The sequence below is a fragment of the Variovorax sp. WDL1 genome, from assembly GCF_001541225.1.
Classification (GTDB): domain Bacteria; phylum Pseudomonadota; class Gammaproteobacteria; order Burkholderiales; family Burkholderiaceae_C; genus Variovorax.
Genome location: NZ_LMTS01000031.1, coordinates 1 through 8,104, shown reverse-complemented (window position 1 = coordinate 8,104; position 8,104 = coordinate 1). Strand labels below are relative to the sequence as shown.

The 8,104-nt window shown below is 65.8% G+C and carries 8 protein-coding genes; all 8 read right to left on the bottom strand.

Going from position 1 to position 8,104, the window contains the following annotated elements:
- Positions 1-134 precede the first annotated feature (134 nt).
- Positions 135-992 (bottom strand): CheR family methyltransferase, encoded by an 858-nt coding sequence (locus tag APY03_RS06850; protein WP_068675210.1) that lies wholly within the window; start codon positions 990-992, stop codon positions 135-137.
- 70 nt (positions 993-1,062) lie between these two features.
- Positions 1,063-2,370 (bottom strand): EAL and HDOD domain-containing protein, encoded by a 1,308-nt coding sequence (locus APY03_RS06845; protein WP_068675208.1) that lies wholly within the window; start codon positions 2,368-2,370, stop codon positions 1,063-1,065.
- A gap of 20 nt (positions 2,371-2,390) precedes the next feature.
- A complete protein-coding gene (cheA, locus tag APY03_RS06840; protein WP_068675206.1) occupies positions 2,391-4,403 on the bottom strand; it encodes a chemotaxis protein CheA in 2,013 nt (670 codons plus the stop codon).
- 33 nt (positions 4,404-4,436) lie between these two features.
- Positions 4,437-5,378 carry a flagellar motor protein MotB gene (gene motB / locus APY03_RS06835; RefSeq protein ID WP_068675204.1) on the bottom strand — a complete coding sequence of 314 codons (942 nt, stop codon included), beginning with the start codon at positions 5,376-5,378 and terminating at the stop codon, positions 4,437-4,439.
- Between the two features lie 153 nt (positions 5,379-5,531).
- Positions 5,532-6,395, bottom strand: a complete 864-nt coding sequence (motA, locus tag APY03_RS06830; RefSeq protein ID WP_068675202.1) for a flagellar motor stator protein MotA — start codon at positions 6,393-6,395, stop codon at positions 5,532-5,534.
- 46 nt (positions 6,396-6,441) lie between these two features.
- A complete protein-coding gene (flhC, locus tag APY03_RS06825) occupies positions 6,442-7,071 on the bottom strand; it encodes a flagellar transcriptional regulator FlhC (RefSeq protein WP_083944202.1) in 630 nt (209 codons plus the stop codon).
- Between the two features lie 20 nt (positions 7,072-7,091).
- Positions 7,092-7,448, bottom strand: coding sequence for a flagellar transcriptional regulator FlhD (gene flhD, locus APY03_RS06820; RefSeq protein ID WP_068675200.1), 357 nt, complete (start codon positions 7,446-7,448; stop codon positions 7,092-7,094).
- Between the two features lie 290 nt (positions 7,449-7,738).
- Positions 7,739-8,026, bottom strand: a complete 288-nt coding sequence (locus APY03_RS06815; protein WP_068675197.1) for an EscU/YscU/HrcU family type III secretion system export apparatus switch protein — start codon at positions 8,024-8,026, stop codon at positions 7,739-7,741.
- Positions 8,027-8,104 lie beyond the last annotated feature (78 nt).

Here is an 8,104-nt window from a genome sequence, read left to right as displayed (position 1 = left end):
GACTCGCCCGCCGGGGCGAAATCCCGGCTCCAGCCTCACACCGACTGCAACGTTCGAAATCGCCCCCCCGAAGCCGTCTCCTGCAGGCGGGAGAGAGAGCAAGACGGCAGCCTCATCGCGCAGCTGCGAAGCGCTCATGGCCTCCCCTTCCGATTCACCTCATAAACCGTCTGCCCGATCGCCTTGAAGCCCGGACTCACCAGCGACGCATTCTCCGAATGCCCCGCAAACAGCAGCCCCCCTGGCTTCAGCAGCGGCTCGAAGCGATCGAGGATGCGCTTTTGCGTCGGCTTGTCGAAATAGATCATCACGTTGCGGCAGAAGATCGCGTCCACCGCCTCCTTCACCTGCCACACCGGGTCCAGCAGGTTGAGACGCTCGAACCGGACCATCGCCGCGAGCTCGGGCCGCACCCGCACCTTGCCGGCGTTGGCGCCGGTGCCTTTGTTGAAGAAGCGCCGCAGCCGCTCGGCAGGCAGGCTCTTGACCTGCTCCAGCGTGAAGACGCCCGCCGAGGCGCGGGCCAGCACGGCCGTGTCGATATCGGTGGCAACCACGCGGGCCGTGCCGGCGCGTTCGCCCAGGGCCTCGACCAGCGTGATGGCGATCGAGTACGGCTCCTCCCCGGTGGAGGCCGCGGCGCACCAGACGGTAACCGGCTGCTTGCTGCGCTTCGCATGTTCGGCCAGCACCGGGAAATGATGCGCCTCGCGGAAGAAGGAGGTCAGGTTGGTGGTCAGCGAATTGATGAAGGCCTGCCACTCCTCGCCGTCGTGGCTCGACTCCAGCATCTCGAGGTAGCGCGAGAACTCGGGCAGCCGCAGCTCGCGCAGGCGGCGCGACAGCCGGCTGTAGACCATCTGGCGCTTCTGCTCGCCCAGGGCAATGCCCGCGCGGCGATGGATCAGCGTGCGGACCTTCGCGAAATCGTGGTCGGTGAAGAGGAATTCGGAGTTCACGATCGCAGCCGGTGAGGGGCTTTCAATGTACATAGCGCACGTCTTCTTCAATGTGGCGATCAAGCGCCCAAAAGCCCTGCATCTCGCTTCCGTTCACACCTTCTCATCCTGCCTCGGCGGGGCCGAGGTCCTGGGCCCAGGCCAGCGCCGACAGGTGCGCGGCGTTGACCTGTTCGGCGCTCATGAAGAGCGCCTCGGCCAGGCTCGCGGCGCGCGCGCCGTCTTCCTCGCAGCTTTCGGCCAGCGCCAGGAAGGGCCCGTAGGCACCCTCGCGCGACAGGATCGCCTGCTGGACCGCCTCGCTGAGCTGCACCTTGCCCAGCACCTCCCTCATGGGGACGCCGAGCAGGCGGTCGATCAGCGAGAACATGCCGACCACGAAGAGGTTGTCGGCATCCGAGGCCGACAGCATGCCCTTGCCCATCAGCTCGACGAAGCGGCCGCGCAGGATGGCCTTCTTCATCATGAAGGGCGGACTGGCCTTGGCATTGCTCATGGCCAGCAGCACCGAGAGCCAGCGGAACAGCGGCGCGTAACCGAGCATGGTCACGGCATGGCGCAACGAATGGATCTCGACGCCGGCGCCGATGGCCGGCGAGTTGATGTAGCGCAGCAGCCGGTAGGTCAACGCGGCGTCGCGCTTGAGCACGGCCTCGATCTCGCGCACGTCCTGGTTGCGCTGGATCATCTGCATCAGCTGCACGATCAGCATGGACTCCGGCTGCATGGCGCCTTCGCTGCGCGCATCGTGCTCGCCGGGCCGGAGGTGCCGCCCCTCGACGAAGACCTCCAGCCGGTGCGCGGCGGCGGCGCTGAAGTCGTTCCATTCGTCCATGCGCGTGGCGATCAGCTGCAGCGGCGGCAGGCCTGGCCGCGCCTCGCCGCGCAGGCGCTCCACCAGCGCGCGGTCGCCCGCGCCCACGTCGAAGTGGGTCACGAGGCCGCGCAGCTCCTCTTCCTGCGGCAGCGCGTCGGCGCCGCACAACATGAAGCTGAAGCCCTGCTCGCGCAGGAACAGCACGATGGGACGGAGCTCCTCGTTCAGGAGCAGCTCGGGGCCCACGCACAGCACGACGTTCTCGGGCGGCAGGAGCTGCAGCTCGCCGGCCACGATCGACTCGGCCGAGACGTCGACGAAGAGAAGGGTGCGTCCAAGGGCCCATCCGGCCTTGGGGCTGTTGAGATGCCGGCCGGCGCAACTCATGAGCGCCTTGAACTGCGCGAGCGCATCCGCCGCGTTGTCCGGCGAGGCCGCGCGCCATGCCAGCCTGTAGCCGATGACGCGCTTGCCCGCATCGAGCAGTTGGACATAGGTCACGTAGCCGCTGGCGTCGCGTTCGCCGGCAGCACCCGCCTGGCCGGGCGCGGGGGCGTCGCTGGATTCGTGGCGCCGGAAGAAGTCGAAGCGCATGGCGTGGGTTCCCGGTGCTCTCAGGCTGCGATCGCGTCCATCCTGGAGGCGCCCGCCAACGCGGCGGCACTGGCCGCCTGGGCCCGCTGGATGCGCGGCATGGCGCCGACGTCGATGATGAAGGCCACGCTGCCATCACCCAGGATGGTCGCGGCCGAGATGCCGGGCACCTTGCGGTAGTTGGTCTCGAGGTTCTTGACCACCACCTGGTGCTGGCCGAGCAGCTCGTCGACCAGCAGCGCGAAGCGCGTGTCGTCGGCCTGCACGATCACCAGGATGCCCTGCGTCGGATGGGTCTGTGCGCCGTCCACGTCGAACACGCGGTGCAGCTCGATGAGCGGCAGGTATTCGCCGCGCACCTTGATCACATGGCCGTCGGCGGTGATGGAGTGCAGGTGCTCCGCCAGCGGCTGCAGCGACTCGATGACGTAGCTCAGCGGCAGGATGTAGGCCTCTTCCCCCACCTTGACCGACATGCCGTTGAGGATGGCGAGCGTCAGCGGCAGCACGATGCGCGTGGTGGTGCCGCGGCCTTCGCGAGAGCTGATCTCGACGTGGCCGCCCATTTCCTGGATGTTGCGCTTGACCACGTCCATGCCGACGCCGCGGCCGGAGATGTCGGTGACCTGCTCGGCGGTGGAGAAGCCGGGCGCGAAGATCAATTGCCAGACCTCGTCGTCGGGCATGCCGTCGCTGACCGCAATGCCCTGCTGCTGCGCCTTGGCCAGGATCTTGCCGCGGTTGAGACCGGCTCCGTCGTCGCTGACCTCGATCACGATGTTGCCGCCGTGGTGCTGGGCCGACAGCAGCAATTGGCCGGTGGCGTCCTTGCCCTTGGCCAGGCGTTGCTCGGGTGTCTCGATGCCGTGGTCCAGGCTGTTGCGCACCAGGTGCGTGAGCGGGTCCACGATGCGTTCGATCAGGCCCTTGTCGAGCTCGGTTTCCTTCCCGTAGGTGTCGAGCCGGACCTGCTTGCCCAGCTTGGCGCTGACGTCGCGGATCACGCGCGGGAAGCGGCTGAACACGTAGTCCATCGGCATCATGCGGATGGACATCACCGACTCCTGCAGATCGCGCGCATTGCGCTCCAGGTGGCCGAGGCCGCTCAGGAAGCGCTCGTAGGCCACGGGGTCGAGCATGGTCGCGGCCTGGGTCAGCATCGATTGGGTGATCACCAGCTCGCCCACCAGGTTGATGAGCTGGTCCACCTTCTCCACGTCGACGCGGATCGAGCTGGACTCCTTGGCGTTCGCCATTGCAGCGGCGGGCGCGGCCGGCGCTGCGGCAACCGGCGTTGCCTTCGGCGCGGCGGCCTGGGGGTCGGCGACGGTGGCCGCGGCAGCTTCGGGCGCCGCTGCCTCGCGCGTGATGTGGATCTGCGATTCGTCGATGACGAAGCAGCACACGGCAATGATGTCATCCGGGCTGCAGGTGGTCTCGAGCAGCGCCGTCAACTGGTCGCCGCTGCGCGTGCGCGACAGCAGCTTGCCCAGGTTGCCGAGTTCGTCGGCGAGCAGGTCGCACTCGCTGTCGGACAAGTGCGAGAAGCGGATGCGCAGCGCGCCGTGCGGCACGGGCTCGGCGGGCGCGGGCACGGCGGCCACGGGGGCAGGCGCGGCCGTGGGGGCTGTCGCGGCCTCGGCGGCGCCGTTCTCCAGCGCCAGTTGTTGCAGCACGGCGCAGATCTGCGCCACCCTCTCAGGCTCCGGTTCTTTGCCCGCCTGGTAGGCCGTCATTTGTTCTTGCAAGGCGTCCTTCGTTTCCAGAAAGGCATCGATCATCGGAGCGCTCAGGCTGAGTTGGCCATGGCGCGCCCGGTCCAGGAGTGTCTCCAGCAGGTGCGTGGTGTCGGTCAGGGCGGTGAAGCCGAAGGTGGCCGCGCCACCCTTGATCGAGTGCGCGGCGCGAAAGATGGCGTTGAGATGCTCGGCATCGGGCGCAGCGACGTCGAGCTCGAGCAGCAGTTGTTCCATCTCGGCCAGCAGCTCGACCGCCTCGACGAAGAATGCCTGTGTGAATTGACTGAGGTCCATGGGTGCTCCTTGTTCCGGCTTCTCGGGGCCGGGTCAGTTCTGCAGCGGCGGCGCCTTGTACGCCGTCACCTTGACGTTGTCGGGCGGCGTCGGCGCTGCCCGCGGCAGGCGGCCGACGCGCGTGGCCGCGCTGTCGCCGTCGCCGCTGTTCTCGCGCTCGATCTGCTGCTGCGTGCGCTGGTTGAGCACGATGATGCTGATGCGGCGGTTGATCGGGTTGCGCGGCTCGGCCTTGTCCAGGTGCATGCTGTCGGCCAGGCCGACCACGCGCATCACCTTGTCCTCGGCCATGCCGCCCATCACCAGCTCGCGGCGCGAGGCGTTGGCGCGGTCGGCCGACAGTTCCCAGTTGCCGTAGGATCGGTCGCCGTTGGTGTAGACGATGGCGTCGGTGTGGCCCGACAGCGTGATCTTGTTGGGGAGCTCCATCAGCACCGGCCCGATCTCCCGCAGGATGCCGCGCACGTGGGGCAGCAGCCGGGCGCTGGCCAGGTCGAACATCGGGCGGTTCTCGTTGTCCACGATCTGCAGGCGCAAGCCCTCGGTCGTGATGTCGATCAGGATCTGCGAGCGGAACTGCTTGAAGATCGGACTGTTCTCGATCAGGTCATCCAGGCGCTTCTTCATGCTGGCAAGCCGGTCCGCGTCGGCCATGTCCTCCATGTCGGCCTGCGCCAGGCGGACCTCGCCATCGACCTGGGTGGTCGGATCCATGCCGCCACCGGGAATGACGCTGCTGCTGGTGCCGCTCTTCTCGCCGCCGTTGATCGCCACCTTCAGCGGCATGCGGAAATGCTCGGCGATGCCTTCGCGCTGCTTGGGCGAGGCATTGGAGAGCAGCCACATCACGAGGAAGAAGGCCATCATCGCCGTCATGAAGTCGGCGTACGCGATCTTCCAGCCACCGCCATGGTGCGCGCCGCCGCCGTCACCGGCGACGCGCTTGACGACGATGCGGCCCTTGTCTGCACTCATGCTCCTACCCTTGCCATATCAGTGCTCCACCATGCTTCGCACCGCCCGCAACGCACGAACCCGCGCCCGCGAATCGGGGAACACCGCGGAACCGGCTTCGCCGGGCCGCTGGGGTGGGCGGCCACACGAAGTGGGCCAACCTGGGGGAGAGCGTCATTTCTGTGCCTTGACTTCGCGCACATGGCTGTCGAGCTCGGTGAAGGTCGGCCGCTCGGTCGAGAACAGCACCTTGCGGCCGAACTCCACCGCCAGCTGAGGCGCGTAGCCGTTGAGGCTGGCCAGCAGCGTGACCTTGGCGCACTGGTACATCTTCATGCCCTCGGCCACCTTCTGCTCGATCAGCGAGGCCAGCGGCGACACGAAGCCGTAGGCCAGCAGCACGCCGAGGAAGGTGCCCACCATGGCATGGGCGATGAGCGCGCCCATTTCCGACGGCGGCAGGTCGGCCGAGCCCAGCGCATGGACCACGCCCATCACCGCGGCCACGATGCCCAGCGCGGGCAGCGCGTCGGCAATGCGCGAGAGACTGTGGCTGGGCACCTCGGCCTCGTGCTTGATGGTCTCGATCTCGTGGTCCATCAACGCCTCGATCTCGAAGGCATCGGTGTTGCCGCTGATCACCAGGCGCAGGTAGTCGCAGAGGAACTCCATCATGTTGGGGTCGCCCAGGATGTCCGGATAGCGCGCGAAGATCTCGCTCGAGGCGGGCGCCTCGACATCGGCCTCGAGCTTCATCATCCCTTCCTTGCGCGCCTTGGCCAGCAGCTCGTAGAGCAGCGCCAGGAGGTCCATGTAGAGCTGCCGGTTGTGCTTGGAGGAACGCAGGAGCAGGGGCAGCTCCTTGATGGTGGCCTTGATGGTCTTGCCGTTGTTGCCGGCGATGAAAGCGCCCAGCGCCGCCCCGCCGATCATCAGCAGCTCCACCGGCTGGAACAGGACGCCGAAGTGGCCGCCCATCAAGGCATAGCCGCCGAAGACGGCCCCCACCACCACCAGATACCCGACCAGAACCAGCACGCGCTTCCCCTTTTGCCCGTCAAGGCATCGAATCCAGTGCCTGCCGTCAGGGCAGGGCCGCCTGCAGTGCCCTCCCTGCGGGCGCTGCTTCCGGTCTATCGGCAGGGGAAGCCGGTTTCTGAAGTCCTGATTCGCTCGGAATGCCCGGCGCCGCGCGCTTGGCACCCCGCGCCTTGCCCGCGCGTGACGGCGGGCGGCACAGCACGCACACGTAGCCGTTCTTGCTGTCGTGCGCGTGCGCCACGAACTTGCCGCCGCACCGGCAGCAGGTGCTCAGTTGCAGCATGTCGCTGTCGAAGAAACGCACCATCGTGTAGGCACGTGTGAAATCCAGCACGATTTCGCTGCCTTGCGATTCAATCTGCTCCGAATAAAGCCGATAACTCTTGATGAGGGCTTGCAAACCACTTTCGTTCGCGTGCGTCAACATGAATTGATACATGTTGTAAAACATCGACGAATGGATATTGGCCAGCCACGTCATGTACCAATCCGTGGAAAAAGGCAGCAAACCCTTGGGTGGCGAGACGCCCTTGAGTTCCTTGTAGAGGCGGATCAGGCGTTCGCGGCTCAGGTCGACCTCGGCCTCCAGGAACTGCAGCCGGGCGCCGAGCTCGATCAACTCGATCGCGAGCTGCACCTCGCGCACTTCGCGCAGCACGCTTTTCCGGGTCATCGGCCCGCTGCCGGGCGCGCTCACGCGGCAATGCCGGCTTCACGCACCTGCAGGCGCCGCGCCGACATCAGGATCGACATGTGTGCCTGTTGCAGCGTCGTGTCCTTCTCGTCGCCGACGACGGCCGACATCGAAGGATGGTCGTCGATGCGGAAGCTGCACAACAGGAAGTTTGAGGCTGCCAGCTTGAGGATCTGCGCCAGCGACATGCCGGCCAGCATGTCGGCCAGTTCGCGGCTCACGCCGAGCTTGAACATCGCGGCTGCCCGGTCCTGTTTCACGAGTTTCTGGGCCAGGAGCATATAGGCTAGATTGATGTCGCCAATTTCTTTCGAAATGTCGCCGCTCGCTCCGTTGATCACCTTGTCCGTTTCCACTTTGCACTCCGTTCAATTCAAGGCTCAAGTGTATGCAGCCTGCTTATGGTTTGTAACTTTTCGTGCGTTCAGTTTTGGGAAGTGAGGAATAAATTACAGACGCTGTGTGGCCCCTCGCTGCGGAGGGCGGCGGGAGGAGATTTGCCGTAAGAAGAACTCATGCATTTTCATAATTTACGGTCTGGTCAATTCTGTAGAAAAAAGTAGTAACACTTGGTTACTCTAAATAAATCAATTGCGGGTTGATTAACTAAAGTATTAGGCTGGCCGGCGCGCGGATCACGCGCGGATCAGGTTGATCGGGGACTTGCTGCGCCCTGCTCCAACCCATGGATCCAGGCCATCACCTCGGCCACGGCGAGGTAAAGCTCGGGCGGGATCTGGCGGTCCAGGTCGACATGCATCAGCAGACGGATCAGATCGGGCGAGGCGTGGACATAAAGCCCGTTCTCACGAGCCTCGCGCATGATCGATTCGGCGACCACGCCATAGCCCTTGGCCACCACGATCGGGGGGCGAGTCTTGTCCAGGTAGGACAGGGCTACCGCACTTGGGCGCTGGTCTTCGGAGGGCGTCATGGCTGTTCCGTCGATTCGTACGGTGCGCTTTGGTTGAAGCAGGAGCCGGGGCGTCGTCCCGGCAGCCGAGTCACTTTC